The sequence below is a fragment of the Bacteriovorax sp. PP10 genome, from assembly GCF_035013165.1.
Lineage (GTDB): Bacteria > Bdellovibrionota > Bacteriovoracia > Bacteriovoracales > Bacteriovoracaceae > Bacteriovorax > Bacteriovorax antarcticus.
Map to the genome: position 1 here is coordinate 1,543,630 of NZ_JAYGJQ010000002.1, position 20,066 is coordinate 1,563,695.

The 20,066-nt window shown below is 39.8% G+C and carries 15 protein-coding genes; 7 read left to right on the top strand and 8 right to left on the bottom strand.

Annotated elements, in window-relative coordinates; translation table 11 throughout:
• Nucleotides 1-2: 2 nt before the first annotated feature.
• From SHI21_RS17475 to SHI21_RS17505, 7 genes are all read right to left on the bottom strand, one after another.
• The gene (locus SHI21_RS17475) at nt 3-1,199 is read right to left on the bottom strand and encodes a thiolase family protein (protein ID WP_323578257.1); all 1,197 of its coding nucleotides are present in this window, start codon (nt 1,197-1,199) and stop codon (nt 3-5) included.
• Entirely contained in the window at nt 1,196-1,855 is a 660-nt protein-coding gene (locus SHI21_RS17480; protein WP_323578259.1) for a 3-hydroxyacyl-CoA dehydrogenase family protein, read from the bottom strand. The genes SHI21_RS17475 and SHI21_RS17480 overlap by 4 nt, the downstream gene beginning before the upstream one ends.
• Entirely contained in the window at nt 1,848-2,711 is an 864-nt protein-coding gene (locus SHI21_RS17485) for a 3-hydroxyacyl-CoA dehydrogenase NAD-binding domain-containing protein (RefSeq protein WP_323578261.1), read from the bottom strand. The genes SHI21_RS17480 and SHI21_RS17485 overlap by 8 nt, the downstream gene beginning before the upstream one ends.
• 12 nt (nt 2,712-2,723) lie before the next feature.
• Complete coding sequence (locus SHI21_RS17490) at nt 2,724-3,557, bottom strand: 1,2-phenylacetyl-CoA epoxidase subunit PaaC (protein ID WP_323578263.1); 834 nt, start codon at nt 3,555-3,557, stop codon at nt 2,724-2,726.
• 101 nt (nt 3,558-3,658) lie between these two features.
• Nucleotides 3,659-4,447 (bottom strand): enoyl-CoA hydratase/isomerase family protein, encoded by a 789-nt coding sequence (locus SHI21_RS17495; protein WP_323578265.1) that lies wholly within the window; start codon nt 4,445-4,447, stop codon nt 3,659-3,661.
• Between the two features lie 2 nt (nt 4,448-4,449).
• Entirely contained in the window at nt 4,450-5,229 is a 780-nt protein-coding gene (locus tag SHI21_RS17500; RefSeq protein WP_323578266.1) for an enoyl-CoA hydratase-related protein, read from the bottom strand.
• A gap of 5 nt (nt 5,230-5,234) precedes the next feature.
• The gene (locus SHI21_RS17505) at nt 5,235-5,543 is read right to left on the bottom strand and encodes an EthD family reductase (RefSeq protein ID WP_323578268.1); all 309 of its coding nucleotides are present in this window, start codon (nt 5,541-5,543) and stop codon (nt 5,235-5,237) included.
• 99 nt (nt 5,544-5,642) lie between these two features.
• On the opposite strand from SHI21_RS17505, the gene SHI21_RS17510 reads away from it, so the two are divergent.
• From SHI21_RS17510 to SHI21_RS17535, 6 genes are all read left to right on the top strand, one after another.
• On the top strand, nt 5,643-5,999 hold the full coding sequence (locus SHI21_RS17510) for a DUF1304 domain-containing protein (protein ID WP_323578269.1): 357 nt from the start codon (nt 5,643-5,645) through the stop codon (nt 5,997-5,999).
• Between the two features lie 54 nt (nt 6,000-6,053).
• Nucleotides 6,054-9,410 (top strand): 2-oxoacid:acceptor oxidoreductase family protein, encoded by a 3,357-nt coding sequence (locus tag SHI21_RS17515; RefSeq protein ID WP_323578270.1) that lies wholly within the window; start codon nt 6,054-6,056, stop codon nt 9,408-9,410.
• 90 nt (nt 9,411-9,500) lie between these two features.
• Complete coding sequence (locus tag SHI21_RS17520) at nt 9,501-9,926, top strand: hypothetical protein (RefSeq protein ID WP_323578271.1); 426 nt, start codon at nt 9,501-9,503, stop codon at nt 9,924-9,926.
• Between the two features lie 156 nt (nt 9,927-10,082).
• Nucleotides 10,083-13,328, top strand: coding sequence for a hypothetical protein (locus SHI21_RS17525; protein ID WP_323578273.1), 3,246 nt, complete (start codon nt 10,083-10,085; stop codon nt 13,326-13,328).
• 94 nt (nt 13,329-13,422) lie between these two features.
• A complete protein-coding gene (locus tag SHI21_RS17530; protein WP_323578274.1) occupies nt 13,423-14,148 on the top strand; it encodes a hypothetical protein in 726 nt (241 codons plus the stop codon).
• 30 nt (nt 14,149-14,178) lie between these two features.
• Complete coding sequence (locus tag SHI21_RS17535; RefSeq protein WP_323578275.1) at nt 14,179-15,513, top strand: MBL fold metallo-hydrolase; 1,335 nt, start codon at nt 14,179-14,181, stop codon at nt 15,511-15,513.
• On the opposite strand, the gene acs is transcribed toward SHI21_RS17535, so the two are convergent.
• Nucleotides 15,514-17,379, bottom strand: a complete 1,866-nt coding sequence (acs, locus tag SHI21_RS17540) for an acetate--CoA ligase (RefSeq protein WP_323578276.1) — start codon at nt 17,377-17,379, stop codon at nt 15,514-15,516.
• A gap of 184 nt (nt 17,380-17,563) precedes the next feature.
• On the opposite strand from acs, the gene SHI21_RS17545 reads away from it, so the two are divergent.
• On the top strand, nt 17,564-20,062 hold the full coding sequence (locus SHI21_RS17545; RefSeq protein WP_323578278.1) for a coiled-coil domain-containing protein: 2,499 nt from the start codon (nt 17,564-17,566) through the stop codon (nt 20,060-20,062).
• The last annotated feature ends 4 nt before the right edge of the window (nt 20,063-20,066 follow it).

The following is a 20,066-nucleotide window of genomic DNA, read 5'->3' on the forward strand; positions in this document are numbered from 1 at the left end:
TCCTAAACGTTTTTAAAACTTACAGCGATCCCTTGGCCAACACCGATACACATTGCTGCCAGACCTTCTTTAATGTTCTTATTTTTCTTCATCTGATGAGCAAGAGTCGTCACGATTCTTGTTCCAGAACTTCCAAGAGCGTGACCGATAGCGATTGCTCCACCATTTAAGTTCACTTTACTTGGATCAAGTTCTAATCCTTTGATACATCCAATTGACTGAGCAGCGAATGCTTCGTTCAATTCAATTGCATCAAAATCAGAAATCTTTTTATTGTATCTTTGTAGAAGAGTTTTAACTGCTTCAACCGGCCCGATTCCCATAGTGTTCGGATGAACTCCACGAGTCGCTGCTCCTGTCACTTCCATCATCGGAGTCAGGTTATGTTTTTTCATAAATTCTTCACTAACCATAAGAAGTCCAGAGGCCCCATCGTTCATCGGGCTTGAGTTTCCTGCAGTCACTGAACCATCTTTTCTGAAGACTGGTTTTAATTTTGCCAGAGCTTCCATTGTTGAATCAGATCGAGGGCATTCGTCTTTTGCAAATACGAATGATTCTTTTTTTAACTCAACTGTAACCGGAAGGACTTCATCAGCGAAATCTCCTCTGTCCCAAGCAGCGATTGCTTTCTTGTGAGAGTTCACTGCAAATTGATCTTGCTCTTCGCGAGAGATTTTATAAAGGTTAGCTACTTCTTCCGCTGTTTCACCCATCGTAAATAATGGAAACATTTTTTCCATCTTAGGATTAGCAAATCTCCAACCTAGAGTTGTATCGAACATTTTTTGATCGCGTCCGAAAGCGTCTCCAGCTTTTGATAGAACGTAAGGAGCGCGAGTCATGCTTTCAGCTCCAGCGATGATTAAACAATCAGCGATACCAGCTTGAATACGTCCGAATCCATCAATAACAGCGTCTAGGGAAGATCCACAAAGACGGTTGATCGTTGTTCCTGGAACAGCTAATGGAAGTCCGGATAAAATAACGGCCATGCGGGCAACGTTTCTATTGTCTTCACCAGCTTGGTTAGCACAACCAACGATGACGTCGTCAATTAACGTTGGATCAAAGTTGATATTGTTTTTGATGTCTGTAAAAACGTGCGCCAGAAGATCATCAACTCTAACTGTTGAAAGTTTTCCGTTTAGTTTTCCAATCGCAGTTCTTTTTGCATGAACGATAAATGTTCTTTTCATATATATTTTCCTGTCAGTTTTAATGCTGTTGATATTCTGTAGCGAGGGTCTTCAGTGATTTCTGAGTATTCAGAAAGCAAATCGATGATATGTTTCAATCCAATTTTTTGTCCCCATTCAATAGGTCCCATTGGATAGTTCACACCGTTTTTCATAGCGAGGTCAATTGATTCAGGAGTCGCCAGGTTTTCACCAAGAGCGAAGTAGGCTTCGTTGACGATCATTGAAATAACTCTCGGGTAGTGAAAACCAAGTTTTAAATCCTGATGTTTAACGCCGGTTTTTCCAAGTTTCTTGAGAAAGTCTTCTATTTGTTTTTGTGCTTTTTCAGCAGGAGCGAAATACTCAACACTATTTGTAGGCGAGAAAAATAAAAGAGAGATGGCCCCAGTGACTTTAGGAGTGTGTTTTAAAACCATTTCTCCCCAGCAGTGTGTCAGGTCGCTGATGATTTCTGCTTTCGTTGTTCTTGCCAGCTCTTTTAGAAAAACGATTTTAGCTTTCGTCTTTAAGAGAGTTAAGTCTACAACCAGATCGTAAGTTTCAAAGCTTGCTAGCGCATCTTTAGCATTGCGGGTTTCGTATTGAGTTTTTATCAATTCAAACATTGGATGAACGTCATCGATAATAACTAAAATATTTGGTTCATTATTCATAACTATAAAATCCTTTTTTAGTTTTTCTTCCATATCGCTTTCCATCAACCATCTCTTTTTGCAGACGGTGAGGTTTAAAGCGTGGTTCATCAAAAAAAGCTTTATAGACAGATTCAGTTACACTTAAGTTAACGTCGATTCCGATCAGGTCCATTAGTTCAAATGGCCCCATCTTAAATCCACCCACTTCACGCATAACCTTATCTACTTCTTTTATTTTTTCTAAGTCATAAGTTTCAACCGCACGTAGAGACTCGCCATAAAAATTGCGGGCCACGCGGTTGACGATAAATCCTGGAGCATCATTGCACTCGCAGGCCACTTTTCCTTTTTGGTTAAACCAGGTAATCAACTCTGTTGAGATTGAACGGTCTGTTTCCAGTCCATTGATCACTTCAACTAGTTTCATGATTGTTGCCGGATTAAAAAAGTGCAGTCCTAAAAAGCGCTTCTGGCGGGCATCGCTTAAATCTTTCCCCAGTTCAGTAATAGGGAAAGACGACGTATTGGAAGCAATGATTGCGTTGGGCTTCATCATTTCATCAAGTTTTCTAAAAAGATCTTTCTTAGCTTCCTTGTCTTCATAAATAGCTTCAACAATTAAATCTGCCTGTGGATCAATTTCCGCCAGATGTTTCACCTGTAAGCGCGGTTTAAATTTCTCTACATCAGCAGACTGCAGTTTGCCTTTGGTCACGAGTGTATCAAGCTGATCATAAATCTTAGCTTGCCCTGCTTGAGCAAACTCAAAGTTACTATCAACCATTTCTACAGTAAGTGACTGTTGCAGGAACCATTGGGCAATTCCTTGCCCCATAGTTCCTGTTCCAATAACGACGACGCTTTTTATTTCCATTTAGTTTTCTTCTTAGTGTTTTTTGGCTTCTCTGACTGGTTGATCTTCTTCTCTGTACTCAGGGATTGTTAATCCTGCTTCTTCACACATTTCTTCGATTTCTTTAACGAATACCGCGCGGATTTCTCCGTTCGTTCTTTGTTTTAAACCAAGGTTAACGTAAAGGTCGTTTGAAGCACCTTGAGTTGAACCAAAAATGTTCATAACTCTTGGCCACCAAAGGTTAAGTCTTTCTTGAAGGAATTTCTTTTGCTCAGGATCTTTTGACAGAAGGCGAACCCACTTATCTCCGTGAGCTAAGTGCATAACTTCTTCTTTGTAAATTCCTTCGATCGCTTTCTTCCATGGCATGTAGCTTGAGTTGAAAGTGTCTTGTAGTTGGTGACCAGCAGCTCTATCCATTAAAAAGTTGAATAGGATATAGTCAGTCCAGTACTTGATGTCGTAGTAAAAAATATTTACACGGTAGTCGTCTTTTAATCTTTTGAAACCGATGTTGATTTGGTCTTCATCAAGTTTGTACCCAAGATCAGTCTTAGCGATGTGCTCAGTTGTGTTTTGTCCAAGTTCTTCAAGAAGCTTGTAAATAACTGAAGCGTGTCTCATTTCATCTTTAACCATTTGAGCAACTAAAACTTTCTCTTGAAGAGTTGGAGCTTTCTCAATGTATGGCATGTATCCAAGAGCTCCAGAGTATTCTGAATCTCCTTGCATCCATAAAAGGTTTAATAAATGCTTGCGGTAGAATGCCGGCATGTCATCAGTTGCTTCGAAAGTTCTTCCGTCTTTGATTTCCTGGAAAAGTTTTAGCTCTTCTGGTGCGTACGAACGTGCTGTAGTTGTCATAAATTCTCCTTAAATATGCTAAGCGGATCTCTGGTTAAGTTGTTTATCTTTTTATTCATTCAAGCGAAGTAAAAATGCAGCTGCGGCTGCATTTTTTCCGCTTAGTTACCCGTAAACTGTGGTTGTCTTTTTTCTAAAAATGCCGTCAATCCTTCTTTGTAGTCTGAGCTATTTCCAAGGAAACGTTGAACGTGGGTTTCGCGCTCAATTGATTCGTTATAATTTGAATCAAGAGACGCTTTAATGTTTTTCTTAATCATCTCAGTTGAAAGAGGTGAGAGCTTATTAATGTTTTGAGCGTACTCATTGGCCTTTGCCAAAGGATCATCACTTAAAGCATTAACTAAACCAGCGGCATGTAGTTCTTCTGATGTAAGAGCTTCACCCATTAAGAAAAATTCCATGGTCTTCTGGTATCCAAGTGCACGTGAAAAGATATAAGTCGATCCAGCATCTGGAGCTAATCCAAGTTTGCTGAAAGCTCCTACAAATTTCACTGCGGGTTTACTTACAATCAAATCGCAAGAAATCGCTACTGAAATACCGGCACCAGCGCAAACTCCATTAACCGCAGCGATCACGATTTTTTTTGAATCACGAATAGCTGTGACTAACGGGTTCCATTCTGTTTGCAGAGTGTGACCTAAATCAATTGCATTATTTGAAGCTTGAACGCTTCTGTCGTTTAGATCCTGACCAGTACAAAATGCTTTTCCTTCGCCCGTTAAAATAATCGAGTGAACGTTAGGGCTTTTGTTGGCCTCGCGGATTGCCTGAACAATTTCCATCTTTGCTTCTGCATTTAGCGCATTGTAAAGCTCCGGACGATTCATAGTAATCGTCACAGTTCTGTTGTCTTCGACATATTTAATAAACTTAAATTGAGACATGTTTAGTTTCCTTGATAGTTTGGAGAACGTTTTTCCATGAAAGCCTTCATTCCTTCTTTCTGATCAAGAGAAGAGAAAGTTAAATAGAAATTCCTACGTTCGAAATCCATTCCATCTTTTAAAGTCATTTCAAAAGATTTGTTAACAGCTTCTTTTGCCAGGCGAACAGCTACAGGAGCACGATCAGCAATTGTTTTAGCTAATTCAAATGTCTCTTGCAGAAGAGTCGGCGCAGGAACAACTTTTGCCACTAGTCCCCAGTCACATGCTGTATTGGCATCAATCATGTCACCAGTTAAAACCATCATCATCGCTTTTGATTTTCCAATCGCGCGAGTCAGGCGTTGTGTTCCACCGGCACCAGGGATCGTTCCGATTTTAATTTCCGGTTGAGAAAACTTCGCGTCGTCACCAGCAATAATTAAATCGCATGACATCGCCAGCTCACATCCACCACCAAGAGCAAATCCGTTAACGGCAGCAATGATTGGTTTTGTGATTAAACGTAACATTTCCCAAGTACGGAAACGGTTGTCGTTAATTTGATCGATAGGAGACGCTGTCACCATTTGGGCGATATCCGCACCAGCAGCAAACGCGCGCTCGTTACCAGTTAAGATAATCACGCGGACACTTGGATTTTGATCCAGCTCCAGCATGCAATCAACCAGCTCGTTCATTAAATCAGTTGAAAGAGCGTTTAGAACTTTAGGACGGTTAAGTCTGACTAAAGCAATGTGCTCGTTATTTTTGTAAGGGTACTCTAGTAAAATGTTTTCCATTTTTATTAAACCTTAATTGTTTCTTCTTCAGCAAAGTGAACTGAAACGATGTCTTTGTAGTTTGTGAAAGCATCTTTTCCGCATGCCATGTTTTCTGGAGAACTCATTGCCGTTTTGAAATCTTCTTTTGAAGCAAATAAAAGGTCAGTGATTAAATGCAGGTCACTTGGACCACGAGGGCCACCAGTAATTTTTGTCACTCTGATTTCTTTTGTAAGAGGAACTTTTTTAACAAGTTCAGTATGAGCTGCAAACCAATCAGCAAATGCATTAACGTCAGATGGAACTTTGTAAATCGCAGTCATTTTAAACATGAGTTTTTCCTTGGTAATTTCATTAAAAAAGTTCCAAAATAGTAACATTAGCATTTTGTATTTAGCAAATAACGAAAGATAAATTTAAGAGGAAACTTTATGAATATTTTGGCAAATGGATTCGTGGTTTTAGTTGCTGTCTTGCACCTATATTTTCTTTATCTGGAAATGTTCATGTGGACGAAGCCTTTGGGGATGAAAACTTTCAAAAATGACGCTGAGTTTGCAAAAAGAAGTGCGGTTTTAGCGGCTAACCAAGGATTATATAATGGTTTTCTTGCGGCCGGTCTTTTATGGTCGGTTTTTGCTCCAGAGCATATGGCATTGCCGTTAAAAATCTTTTTTCTAGATTGTGTCATCATTGCAAGCTTGTACGGATGGTATTCTGTAAATAAAAGAATCTTTTTTATCCAGGGAATACCTGCAATCGTCGCACTGTTATTTTGCTTAATATGAATTTTATGAGACTCTTTATTTCAAAAAATTAATTTAGAGTGAGCATAGATAAGAATGACAACTGAAATTCTCAACGGCAACGAAATTATTATCCAAGGCGCACTGGAGGCCGGATTTCATTTATACACCGGATATCCTGGATCTCCGCTAGCGGATTATTTCAATATTCTCTATGAAAGAAAAAACGAGTTTAAAGAAAAAGGCATTCGTGTCGTAATCGCCAACAGTGAGGCCAATGCCGCTGCGATGGCCTCTGGTGCAAAACAAGCTCACAAAAATGCACTTGTTGCGATGAAATCCATGGGACTTCATGTGGCGGCAGATGCTCTTTCGGTAGGTAACTTCGCAAATCCCGGAACTGGTGGCGTGGTTGTTGTTGTTGGAGATGACCCTTGGTCGATTTCTACCTCAAGCCCTGCTGACTCAAGATATTTATTTAAACATTTACACATTCCTTTTCTAGATCCATCAACTCCACAGGAATTGAAAGACTGGATTAAAGTTGCTTTAGAAATTTCTCTGGAAACTTCGGTTTATCAGGGATTACTACTGACAACTTTTATGGCCGAAGGTGGTGGGCGTGTTGAAATTGGAGAAGAAGTAAAAATCGATCCAACGTTAATTGAACTGGACCCAGCGACTTTTGATCTTTCAAAAAACGTTATGGTTCCACCCAATTCATTTAAAGCTGACGTGGCAATGATCAAAGATCGTTTCCCGAAAGTGTTTGATGTTTTAAAAGCAAAATCTCTAGACTTAAAATTTGGAAATATGGATTCAAAAGTTGGTTTCATCACAAGTGGTGCCGTTTTTGAAATCTTAAAACAAGTTCTTGATGATAACGATGCTCTTGATCGTTTTTCTCTCTATAAAGTGGCAGCACCTTATCCATTAATTGATGACCTATTAGTTCCATACTTAAAAAACCTTGAAACTTTAATTGTTGTTGAAGAAAAAAGAGGATTTTTAGAAACTGAACTAAGAGAAGTGATCAATAGAAACAATCTTCAGTGCAAAATCTACGGAAAAAGCTTTGATGGTGCTGAAGGTTTCCCAATATCTGGCGGTCTAAATTACGATCTAGTTTTAGATAAAGTTTCAACTCTTTTTACCAAGCTTGGTTTGGGCGCTTGCCATCCATCAGTTCCAGGCGTGACGTTAAATGAAATCATGCCAAGAAGACTTCCGACTTTTTGTCCGGGATGTCCGCATAGAGAAACTCTTTCACTATTAAAAGATTTAAGAGGCCATTTAAAAAGACAAAATATCAATCTAATCTCTCATGGAGATGTAGGTTGTTATTCATTATCTTTTCTTGAGCCATTCAAAGAAATGCACAACCTTTCGGCCATGGGGCAAGGGGGAGCATTAGGTTCAGGTCTGGATTTATTTACGACGAATCCTTCGGTTGTTTTAATGGGAGACTCAACATTCTTTCATTCGGGGATTACTGATATTTCAAACTCTGTTCAGATGAATCACGACATCACTTATATTCTTCTTGATAACGACAACACAGCAATGACTGGTCACCAGATGAGTCCACGTACAGGTGAGTCGGTTGAAGGATTTAAACGTCCAGCTCAGGATATGTTGAAACTTGTAACAGCGTTAGGTGTTCAAGAAGCGATTGAAATCAATCCGAGTGATAGATACTTTTATCAGAACTTAATGCGTGAAATGATTTTAAAGAAAGGCACGAAAGTTATTATCTCTAATAAAGAGTGTGCACTGACTTTTCATGGCCGCAAAAAAGCTGAAGAGAGAAAAATCTTTAATAAGAACGAAACCATCCCAGTTCAGAAGTTTTATCAGATCAATACTGATGCTTGTGAAGACTGCCGTGCTTGTGTTGAGTTAACGGGATGCCCGGGACTTTCACAAACTTTTGATGCTTACGGAACGAAGGTCACTATTGATCCACAAATTTGTGTGAGCGATAGTTACTGTACAAAAATTAAAGTGTGCCCAAGTTTTGAATTGGTTGAAGTCGCGGATTACCACCCGACTAAATACCGTGCCAATACCAATGGAAACTCAGTTGATTTGAAAACTGAACTTCCATTACCAGACAGAAAGAAAACTCTCGATTCAATCGCAAGCGGTGTCGATTACCGTGCCGTTGTAACTGGTGTTGGTGGATCAGGAGTCACGACCATTTCACGTGTTCTTGCCGAAGCTGCAAAAGTGATGGGGAACCGCACTGACATTGATTTTAAATTCGTTGATCAAAAAGGTCTTGCTCAACGTAATGGAAACGTAACGAGCCATTTAGCACTATATAAGAAAGGGAAGTCCCACGCTCAAGTTACACCAATGGGTGGAGCTGACGTATTACTTTCTCCGGATTTATTAGATGGATCTCACCACCTGAATTTTTTAAATGCAAAAGGAATGGCGATCCTGGATCAAAAATTCCAGATCCCTTTAACTCTTCTATTAGATAGAGGAGCTGAGCGCGATCCAATTAATGAAATCGCCCTTTCTGAAAAACTGCAAAACGTTTTAAAAGAAAGAGTGAAACTTCTTCCAATGAAAGAAGTGTCAGAAAATCATTTAGGAAAGAGTGTTTACGCTTCGGCCATTATTCTTGGAGCTGCTTTTCAAATGGGATTAATTCCTTTTGACCTGAAAGACTTAGAAGACGCTTTTACCCGCACGATGAAAAAAGCAGAACTTGCCAACAACCTAAAGGCCTTCACTTTAGGAAGAAGACTTGCTCTTGGCGAAGACTTAAGAATCGCCAGCGCAGTGGTTCCGATGATCGATCTTTACGAAGCCTCATTAAAAGACAGTTCATTATTTAACGGTTCATCTTTAGTAGAGCTTTTTAAAGCTAAAAAAAGTGAAATTGTAAAATTGATTCCAGCAGAGTTTAAAATCCCTGAAGAGTTTATTGCAAGATACTTACACGACATGATTATTTTTGATCGTGGAGCACATATCGATTCATTCGTCGGTGATGTTAAAAAACTAGTAAGTTTATACGCAGGATTAGAGTCTAATCTTTTTGCCATGGCCCTTAGATCCATCGCTAAAACTTATTTCATTAAAGATGAAGTCTATATTGCTCATATGATGATCAGCCCGATGAGGAAACTTTCGGACGATACAACGTATGGTGATTTAGGAACGTCATATAAGAAGACCTTCTTAAACAGACCAAGTTTCGATTTGGGCGAAAAGAAGATCGAGTTTGATTTTTCACCTAGTAAATGGATGCTGAAAATCATGAGACACGCGCGCTTTTTGAGAGCTATCCTTACGACTTGGCACAAACAAGAAAGAAAGATCAGCTCTGATATAAGGTCGCGAATCCTGAATCAGGCATTGTCATTTAAAGAGCTTAAGGCGCTGGAAAACATCAAGGGCTACCGTCAGGTTCGCTATGATATGTACAGTTCTTTATAGGCCTATGTAATTAGTTCATACGTCCACCTGTAAGGCCAAAAGGCCGGTTATAATCTCACCATTATAACTTTAAAGACCACAGGTGGACTTATGAAAATCTTCATTACTTTTATCATTCTTACTATTTCATCAAATGTATTTGCAGAAGGTGCCTGGGAACTAAAATGTACGAGTAGCGAAGGGATCTCATTGCATGTTGCTAATGGTATTTCTGAAATGGAAGTTCTTCCGGCTGAAGGTTCAGGCGCACCTATTTCTAAAGCAAAAATTAATCTTGAAGACTATAGCAGCGATGAAGATTTTGGCATTGAAGTTAAGTGGACCGGTGAAAGAGAAATTCTAAGCGATTCAATTGATAGTATTGATGGGCATGATGTTGCCGTTACTGTTTTCAAACAAAAAATTAATATCCTAAATTTTGGAATGATCTTAAAGACTGCTGAGATGACTTGTACTGATTCAGTTACTACAAGCTCAGGGTCTGATGAAACATTATTTCTTAACGAACAAATTTAATAAAGTATTGGCCATGTGCTTGCATTAAGCTCATGTGATAATAACTCCACCAAAATAACGGACTGTTTTTGGAGACCATTAGACACTAGTGTAGTGTCTTTTTGGCCCTAAAAACCGTTTTTTATTATTTTGGTGTCGTCTTGGGAGACTCTTATTATGCGTTTATTCACACGATTATTTTTACTGATCGCCGCCTTAGTAGGAGCTGTTGAAGCGAATGCTGCCGGAGAAATTCCTGGTTACATTGGTAACCAATCTTTTAGATTAAGCGATGATCGCGAATTAAGCGACATGGTAAGAAGAGCAGAAGACGCTAAGATCGAAGTGGTTCGTGCAGAACAATCACAAAATCAACTAGCAGATCAGTTAAGAGTTCTAGAAACTCAAAAACGCACATTAGATGAAAGATCAGCTGCTCTTCAAAGAGAGATTGATTCATTAGCAACAGGCCGCAAAGCACTTGCTGGAAATCTAGAAGTCCTAAAACAACAACCAGAAGTAAACGCTGCTGCCATCACAACGACAACTGCTGAAATCGCAAGACTAGACGCTGAGATCGCTGAAAAGTCTCGTCAGGCCGGAGCTGTAAAATTAGAAAGTGCTCCCTTAAATGTTCGCATCGATCAAATTAGAAATGATTTCAATATTTCAGCAAGAAGAACAGAAGACGCTCGCCAAAGAATGCAAATCGCTGGTCGCAACCAGGAACAATACAGAAATGATTTAATTGTAGCTGTTAAGAAAATTAACGGAGAAGGTGCTCGCGTTGGACAAAGTGACGGAGCAATGGATGGAGCTGATCTTTCAGCTAAAACGGCTTACGATCGCGGAACGGTTGATGGGCGATACGATGGTCAACAACAAGGAACAGTAGACGGGCAAGCTCGTTACTATAGAGCTGGAGCTGAGCAAGGAGACCGCGAAGGAACATCTCGCGCGACTCTTGATGGAAATAGAGACGGAACAAATGAAGGGACAATTAACGGAAATAAAAGTGCAGGTTCAAGAGAAGGACGTGTTGCCGGAATTAAAAGAGGTGATGCAAGTAATGCTGCTGCAGTAGGAACTGACCAAGGTAAAAAAGCTGGAATGGCACGTGCTGTATCAACTGGACAAGCTGATGGACGCAACATCGGTGAACTTGAAACAACAAAAAAATTAGAATCAGGTGAATTAAAATCAGTAAACTTAAATGGATCATTCGCTGGTAGTTTCCAGAGAAGATCTCCAGAATACGCAGGGGACTTTAACGGTCCAAACTACAAGCCAAGAATTAACCACAGCAAAGAAATTATGGTTAAGGCCTTCGCTGATGGATACAACTTTAACTATAGACAATACGCTCGTTTCGAATTCCAAAGAAGAATCGATGCTGATTACAATCAATACTATGACCAAAACTACAGAACAGCTTACGACTCAGCAGTAAGTCGTGAATACCCATCTTACTTTGATCAAGGTAGACGTGATGGTGATGCGCAAGGGTACGCCCGCACTTACCCAATCGTTAGAGCTGAAGCTTACAGAATTGCTTTTGAAAAACTGGATTCATCACCATCAAGATCAAGTGCTGAATACAAAGCTAGTTACACTGAATCAGAACTATTTGCTTTCAACCAAAGATATGAAGATATTAGACGTGCTAACTATGACCGCGTAGAAAGCGATACATTTACAGCAAACATTGCTGCTCAAACAGAAATCTACCGTCAAAAAAGAACGGCAGAAGTTATTGCGATTTATAACAACAACCCAATCTTAGAATTCGTATCAAGTGACATGCTTGATGGCGGGATTAAAGGTGTTGCTCTTCTGGATGGAGTTTTCCAACCAGGTGAGACAACGAACCACAATGTTGTTTTAAGAAATTACGGATTTAAATCGGCAACAAATGTTTCAGTTCAATTAGAAAACGGAGCTGCAGTAAAACTTCCAGAAGTTCCAGCAAGAAGTTTAGTTATTGTTAAAGGTGCAGCTCAAGGTTCTGTGACTGCAGGTTTAGGAAGTGTATTCAGATCGGCCCTAAGTGTTGTTTCTCCACTTGCAACAAACGATGCAGTAGAAGGACGCTTTTATGACAAAGCATCTAATGGAATTGTAAAAGCAGCTGACCAAAAAGCAGTTCGAGTTGCTTACCCATTATCTCTTGCAGGATTATCACTTGAGTCTCAATTGCTAAAAGGATCTAAGAATAAACTTAAAATGACGTTAACGAATAATTCGAAACGTGAATATAAAGGTGAGCTTAAAATTAAGCTTCTAGCGAATTCTCAAAACGCGATCATTACAAAAGAATTCTCTAATGTGGCCGCTGTTGCATCAAGTGTAAGTTTAACTGACGCTGAGATTCTGGTTACATCTGAGCAAGATGTTTATAGAGATCTATCAATCTCTGCAACTGTTGAGCAAAACGGAGTATTGATCGGTGTTTTACCTCAAGACTTCATCACTATGGCAAAAGCTCAGTACGTAGAAAAAGCAAAACTTCCAGTTATCATTGCTGATACTGATAAAAGTTTAGATACATTCGTTGACGCTCTAAATGCTGCTGGTGGAACAGATAAAGTTTCAGTTCTGGACTTATCACTTGCGAGCTTAAACGCAGCGACGATCGCAAACGGTCTGTCTGGTAAAGTGGTAGTGTTAGTAGATAACTCAGACGGGGCAAGTGTTAAGACTTTAAACAGCTTCCTTGCTAAGTCAAAAACATCAGCTTTCTTGATGGTTGATAGTGCTAACCTTGGATTGAAAAACGTTAAGTCCCTTGGATCTCTAAAAGATGCAGCAAGCTTACTATACGGAAAACGTAGAATGTATTTCTCTAACCCACACAGAGCTGCTGAGGTTGTGAAGTCATCTGCTTTCATCCAATCGAGTGTAAACGCAGTACCGTCGGACTTAGTTCTAGCTCAGAAATTTATTATGAGTGGACCAGAGTTAATTGCTGACCTTAAAGTAACGATGACTCCAGAGAGTTATGCAACTCCAAACGAAACGATGAAAATCTTCTCTTTAAGATCTCTGTCTGAAGTTGTAAACATCAATGCTGCTTACGATGAGTCTGGTGGAATTTTCAGCCGTGACAAAAAATGGGCAAAGATGATTGAAGAAGATGGAACACTTTTCCATAACCAAATGAAGGCCGCATCTTCTGGTGGTGTAGTAACGTCAAAACTGCCAATGATTCTTTCTGCTATCGCATTAAGAGACGCTGTGAAGACATCAATGAGTGGAGCTGATGGCGTATCAGACGTTATGAAGCAAAAGATCCAAAACGCAACTAATGGAGTTTTGGACGATATGGAAGATTCATTCAAGAAAAGTTTGAAAAAGGATTTCGGTGCGCTTTATAATAAGGCCTATGACTATGCAGCTGTACACCGCCCATTCGCCATTGATTAATCACATCTTTAAAAAGAATTTTTTAATGAGGCCGCTCCTTTATGGAGCGGTCTTTTTTTTCATACTCATCAATTTAAATCCCGCTCATGCCAGTTTGAAGATCGCAGTCGTTGATACCGGCTTCTGCTCACAAAAGGCCCTTACTAAGTCAAAAACTCATGTTGTGAAGCCCGCTCGTGATATGACGGGGACGAATAGCTACAACTGTAAAAAAATAACGGATAAAGAGCTTAAAGGCGGCGGACGCTTTCACGGACAAAATGTTTTAAATGAATTTTTGTCTTACCTTCCGAAAAAAATCAATCTGACCATTTACCCATTAGTCGTTTATGACAATAGGGGAAATCAAACAGCATCAGCGTGGAAGAAGGCGATAGATTTTGTTGAAACAGAAAAGATAGATATGGTGCTGACGGCCTCAGGATTTATTTCAACTGAAAAAGTTGTGAAAGACCTGCCATCGATCTGGTTTGTTCCATCGGGAAGAACGGAGCGCTCAATTACAAGTAAAACAGTCTTGTTTCCCCAAAGTCTTGCACCAACTCCCAATATTTTTGTGATTGGTGATTATTATGACGGGGAGCAGATTATTTACGATCAGGCCTTGTTATATCAGGATCAAATTGATTACTATTTTCCTTCGGGGAAAAAAGACTTCACAGGGACTTCTCGTGCTGTGGCCGAGGCGATGGCAAAAGCACTGCAAAAATGTTTTATCGAAAAAGATATTATTGCGGCCCACTCACTAAGACTTTGTTTACTAAAATCGGCCAAAACCCTTAAAGATCCTATTCTTAAAAAAGAGTTCAAAACCTTCTAAATCAATTCTTTTAGTGATAAACTTCTCTCTATGAGAGAATCAGTATCAGCAGTATTTACGACAGAAGACCAAATCTTTTTTATCAAGAGACAAAACTACTTAGCAGTTTTTCCTGGATACTATGCCACACCAGGTGGAAAGGTAGACCAGAGTGACAACACAGAAGCACTACCGGGTGATATCTGGCCTGCTCACATTAAGCCGCAAATTTTGCACGCGCTTATCAGAGAAGTAAAAGAAGAATTAAACTACGATCTTTTGGAAGCAATCGCTAAAGGCGAAGTCTTGCGTATTGATGATATCGGTCTGGCCATCACTCCAGAATTCAATCCTTATAGATTTAAAAATTATTATATTAAGATCATGCTTAAGAAACCTCACGAATTTGATATTGATCTTAACGAAGTTGAGTTCGGCGAATGGAATACTCCAGCAAACTTAATTGAAAGATATAGAGCAGGCCATGTGTTAGCTGTACCTCCAGCTGTGACACTGCTTAAAACGTTTGCAGAAAATCCACAGCACGCAACGCCGATTGAAATGACTCTGCCTCACGATCCGGAAACGGAAGTGCCTATGATTGAATCAATCTATGGTGTCCGTCAGTACTTACCGCTGTCGCATACATTCCCTCCGGCCAATAGAACCAACTCTTTTATCATCGGCGATGACGATCAAGTGAAGTATCTCATTGATCCATCTCCAAGAGATGAGGCCGAGCTTGAGAAATTTATTAAGTCAGTTTCGAAAGTCGGTTTTGATAGAATTTTTATCACTCACCATCACCCTGATCATTATGAGTTTTCTCGCGACATCGCTTTAAGATTCAAAGTGCCCATGGAGATGAGTCAGTTTACTTACACAATCATCGGTGCTGAGTATTTTAAAGGAATCGAAATCACTCTTCGCAAAGAAGGTGATGTGATCACAAAAAGTTTAGGCCACGACGTTCGCGTCTATGAAGTACCAGGTCACGATGAAGGGCAACTTGCTCTTGCTCCAGATAACATGAGTTGGTTTTTAGTAGGGGACCTTATCCAAACAATCGGAACGGTTGTGATTGGTGGACCTGAAGGAGATATGCAGAAATATTTCCATTCATTAAACAGAGTGATTGATTTAAATCCTAAAAATCTTATTCCAAGTCACGGGATCATTATTGGTGGGACAAATAAACTTGTTCAAACTCTAAAACACCGTCAAGAGCGTGAAGATCAAATTAAAGAACTACTAGGTTTGGGAAGAAGCTTGAACGAAATCCTGGAAGTCATTTACGTGGGCCTTAAGCCCGAGCTCCTACCGTATGCAATGAAGACGATAGAAGCTCATATCACTAAAATTAATAACGAAGCCAAGATCCCTTAATTAACTAAAACTCTTTTTTTCTGCGATAAGTTTCTCAACGATTTCTGGATTCAGAAGCGTTGAGATGTCGCCGATATTTTCCAGGTCATTTTCTACGATCTTTCTTAAAATCCTTCTCATGATTTTTCCCGAACGAGTTTTTGGAAGACCCTCTGTCACTTGAATTAAATCCGGCTTGGCAATTGGCCCGATAATTTTTTGAACAATATCTTTAATCTCTTTTTCAAGTTCAGCTGGATCACGCTTAGTATTCGTTGGAATAACGAAAGCGTAAAGGCCTTGACCTTTTACCGGGTGAGGAAGTCCAACAACGGCACTTTCTACAATGTCAGGATGCTCGTTGATGGCATCTTCTACTTCTGCTGTTCCAATTCTGTGTCCTGAAACGTTGATAACATCATCCACACGTCCAGTGATTCTAAAGTATCCGTCAGCATCTCGTTTTGCACCATCACCTGTGAAGTAGTATCCAGGGTATGTTGAAAAATAAGTTTGAATGAATCTTTCGTGGTCGCCATAAATAGTGCGGGCAAGTGAAGGCCATGGAGCTCTTATGCAAAGATTTCCACTCGCGACCATCTCTGTGATGATAGTGCCTTTTTCATCCATAAGAATTGGATCAATTCCAGGAAGTGGGAGAGTGGCGTGACTTGGTTTTAATTTCGTAATTCCAGCAATAGGTGAAATCATAATCCCACCAGTTTCTGTCTGCCACCAGGTATCGACAATCGGACAGCGGCCTTTACCAACATATTTATCGTACCAGTGCCATGCTTCTTCATTGATGGGTTCACCAACTGAACCTAAAACTTTAAGAGTTGGCATTTTATATTTTTCTGGAATTTCGTGACCAAATTTTTCCAGAGCTCTGATTGCTGTTGGAGCAGTGTAGAGATGAGTGATTTTATGTTTCTCAATAATCTGCCATAGGCGATCAGCGTTCGGATAAGTAGGAACTCCTTCGAACATAACTGTCGTTGCACCATTTAATAGCGGCCCATAAGTCAGGTAGCTGTGTCCTGTAACCCAGCCGATGTCGGCCGTGCAAAAGAAAATATCATTTTCTTTATATTGAAATACATCTTTAAAACTTTTCCCAACATGAACCATATAACCAGCAGTCGTATGAACTAGTCCTTTTGGTTTTCCGGTTGATCCTGAAGTATAAAGAATAAAAAGTGGGTCTTCTGATTTTACGGGAGTCGCCGGGCAGTGAAGTTCAGCACCTTTAATCAAAGCATCGTAATAATAATCACGGCCTTCTTTCATTGTGATTTTTTGATGAGTTCTCTTCACAACTAAAACAGTCTTAACAAAGTCCAATCCTTCAACGGCTTCATCGACCATGTCTTTTAGTGGCGTGGTTTTATCACCTCTATAAGCTCCATCATGAGTGACAACCATTTTAGCATTCGAGTCTTCCAAGCGTCCACGAAGCGATAGAGGAGAAAATCCTCCAAAGACAACAGTATGGATGGCCCCGATTCTCGCACACGCTAAAATCCCTATCATAAGCTCTGGAGTCATTCCCATATAAAAGCTTACGATGTCGCCTTTACCAACTCCACGGTTCTTTAAAAGATTCGCAAAACGGCAAACGCTTAAGTGCAATTCACCATAAGTTAAAAAGCTCGAAGGCTCATCTGGATTATTGGGTTCAAAGATCAACGCTTTTTTCTGGCGGCGGTCTTCAAGGTGTCGATCAAGGCAGTTTTCAGTGATGTTAAGTTCGCCACCATTAAACCATTTCACGTCGGCCTTAATGAAGTCACCACTAATTAGTGTGTCCCATTTTTTCTTCCACACGAAAGTGTGAGAGAGCTCGCTCCAGTAATTTGCCTGTTCGTCAGTTAATATCTTCGTCATGTTTACCTCTTATTTATTAAATAATTTTAGATCAATAAAATCGGGTATGACAAATTTTAGAGGCACTAATTTTCAGAGGAGATTCTAATAATTACCTGTTTTTATAGTCAGAGGGGGGAAACGTAGTTAAATGCTCAAGATTTATCAGAAATACCCGATAAGATTAGTAGGTAGGAGTCTCAATATGAAGATTTTTGTAAATTTAGTCGTACTCGTTGCAGCGTTTATTCCGCCAGCTTTTGCTGCGGAAACCAGTTTTACTTCAGCGGCCGACTCATTAGGACTAGCGCAAAAACCAGTGACTCTCTTGTTGGATAAATCTTCAACTGAAGGTGTGAAGTTTTCAGAAGCAACTGCAACAGGTTGTAGTCAGAGTATTGATACATTCCAAAATAATAAGTTGATTGGATGGGCACAAAGTAATCAAAGTGTTTCAAAATTTTTCACATGTACAGACACAAGAAATATAAATCTTCTTCGCTTTAGTACATCATCATGCCAGGAAGCTATCGCTTGCCGAAAAAACGTTTCACAGATGCAGGTGAATTCTGCTGGTGCCGATAAGTTAATGAACGAAATCGTCGCCAAAGACTATGCGAAAAATATTCTGGATCAAAACTCTGAAGTGATGGACCGCTTAGAAATCCTAAGACAATTTGCTCAGAAAAAATTTGATATCAAAGGTGATAAATGTAATTCACGTTACCAGCCTAAAAAAGGTGGAGTTTGTAATTTAAGTTTATTAGATGAAGTCTTCGTTGATCAACAGGCAAACTGTAAGTTTGGTAATGGCTGCTTTAGTAAGGGCGAAGCGACTGTTTTAAATTTTAGTAGCTATAAAGAAAAAGAAAAAATACCTAAGGTTGCTTTCGTTATTGAATATAATGAATACCGTATTAATGAAAAAGTACAAAAGAGTGTAGACACTGATTCTGCTTATGTAAATGAGCTTGCAGAGCTGGTGACTTCCGAAGAATTTAAAAACGCTAATTCAGAACAAAAAGGTGACATGTTCCTGGCAAAAATGGAGCTGGGTTCAAGAGACCGTTATAAAGATCCGGTTCTGGCCTATGATTTTGATTCTGTTTCTGAAAAACCAAAACTTAAAAAAATGTTGAAGTTCAGACAACTGGCTTCAATCTATGAAAATAAAGAACTAACAAAAGAATCTTTTGCATCAAGCTTTAATACATTCAGAAAAAGTCGCGCAGAGGCCGTATTAGGGGACTCAAGTTCAAGTTGTACTGAAACGACAGATATTAAAAAAATATGTGAAGACATGACAACACTTTCTCTTGGAAAAACGCTATCGAAAGACTCTCTTTCAGTTGAGCATCTTTCTTCACGAGATTTAAAAAGTGAAAAAGACTTTGAAAGATTCAAAAGTTTCATGGGTGACACTTTCAATGAAAAAGATTACGACACTCTTGTAAATGCCAGAAGATGTTTATCATTCGGATTGGCGAGCGAAGAATACAACGACATGGCCTCTGATAAAGGACATAAAGGAGCAGGTGGTTTTGGATCTGTTGTCGGAGCAATGGCGGCCGGACCAAGCCAGGATGCAGTTGATAGCACAAGAGAAAAGCTTACAAGTTATATTGGAGAAACTCCTTCTGCAAAAAGTGATTCAGCAAAAGCAATCGAGCCAAAACTTGGTGATTCGGCCGAAGTGGATTCGAGTGCGAGCATAGATAGTGCTCTGGCAGGGGCCCAGGCCACAAGTTCAAGTTTTGCAAATCAATTCAACCAAAGCTTCACGCCTGGAGCTTATGGAATTGATGAAGACGATAAAAAAGATAAAGCTGAAAAGAAAGAAGAAGCCGTAGCAGCGCCAGTTGTTGCTGCTAACAATGCGGCCAATGATACTAAGATGACCGATCTTATGAAGCGTCTGGCATCAGCTGAAGAAAAAGTTGATAAGATGAAAGCTGCTAACGAAGAAGCAGAAAACAATAGAGTCAAACAAAAGAAAATTGATGAAGAAAATGCGCTGATCAAAGATCTTAAAGGGCAAATTGCTGACCTGAAGACCGCAAAAGAAAAGAAAGAGTCTTCTGCCGCAGTTGCAGTGGCCGCACCGGTCGTAGAGCAACAAAAATCTCAGGCAAATAACGTTTACGCTTCTTCATACAGCAATGGTTCTTCAGGTGCCCCTGCAAGACAGGAAGCAGCTCCAAAGGCCGCTGATAATTACGATGCAGGAAGAGCGAGCAATTCAGCAACGAACGCCAATTCTTCTTCTGGAAGAAGTGGGATGAACTCTGCGACTCTTACGTCTTCTAATAATGCCGACAACAAGGTTCTTCCCTCAGGGATCGTTATCACTACAGTTGATGGTATGACGACAGAAAAGGCCACTCAGACTATTTCTAACCGTATCCTGGAACTCAACGGTACACCTTTTTATATTGAAGAAGGTGGGATGGTTAAAGAGATTATTGCAGTTGTAAAAGATGGTAAGGTTCTTCTTGATGATAAAGGAAACCCTATCTATGAAAAAATCGTAAAAGGTAAAGTTGGTGATAAGAAGTTTGCTAAAGCTAAGGAAAAGGGCCGTGTACCGGCTGCGATTACCGATGCAGCGGACTTGAAACGTGATCAGGAAGAAAAGATGAAGCGTGAGAGAGCTGAGTATCTGAAGCTTAAGAATTTAACTAATGGGATTATTAAATCTAAGTAAGAAG

Coding starts and splice junctions, on each gene's coding strand:
- SHI21_RS17475 (WP_323578257.1), bottom strand. CDS start 1,199: ATGAAAAGAACATTTATCGTTCATGCAAAAAGAACTGCGATTGGAAAA.
- SHI21_RS17480 (WP_323578259.1), bottom strand. CDS start 1,855: ATGAATAATGAACCAAATATTTTAGTTATTATCGATGACGTTCATCCA.
- SHI21_RS17485 (WP_323578261.1), bottom strand. CDS start 2,711: ATGGAAATAAAAAGCGTCGTCGTTATTGGAACAGGAACTATGGGGCAA.
- SHI21_RS17490 (WP_323578263.1), bottom strand. CDS start 3,557: ATGACAACTACAGCACGTTCGTACGCACCAGAAGAGCTAAAACTTTTC.
- SHI21_RS17495 (WP_323578265.1), bottom strand. CDS start 4,447: ATGTCTCAATTTAAGTTTATTAAATATGTCGAAGACAACAGAACTGTG.
- SHI21_RS17500 (WP_323578266.1), bottom strand. CDS start 5,229: ATGGAAAACATTTTACTAGAGTACCCTTACAAAAATAACGAGCACATT.
- SHI21_RS17505 (WP_323578268.1), bottom strand. CDS start 5,543: ATGTTTAAAATGACTGCGATTTACAAAGTTCCATCTGACGTTAATGCA.
- SHI21_RS17510 (WP_323578269.1), top strand. CDS start 5,643: ATGAATATTTTGGCAAATGGATTCGTGGTTTTAGTTGCTGTCTTGCAC.
- SHI21_RS17515 (WP_323578270.1), top strand. CDS start 6,054: ATGACAACTGAAATTCTCAACGGCAACGAAATTATTATCCAAGGCGCA.
- SHI21_RS17520 (WP_323578271.1), top strand. CDS start 9,501: ATGAAAATCTTCATTACTTTTATCATTCTTACTATTTCATCAAATGTA.
- SHI21_RS17525 (WP_323578273.1), top strand. CDS start 10,083: ATGCGTTTATTCACACGATTATTTTTACTGATCGCCGCCTTAGTAGGA.
- SHI21_RS17535 (WP_323578275.1), top strand. CDS start 14,179: ATGAGAGAATCAGTATCAGCAGTATTTACGACAGAAGACCAAATCTTT.
- acs (WP_323578276.1), bottom strand. CDS start 17,379: ATGACGAAGATATTAACTGACGAACAGGCAAATTACTGGAGCGAGCTC.
- SHI21_RS17545 (WP_323578278.1), top strand. CDS start 17,564: ATGAAGATTTTTGTAAATTTAGTCGTACTCGTTGCAGCGTTTATTCCG.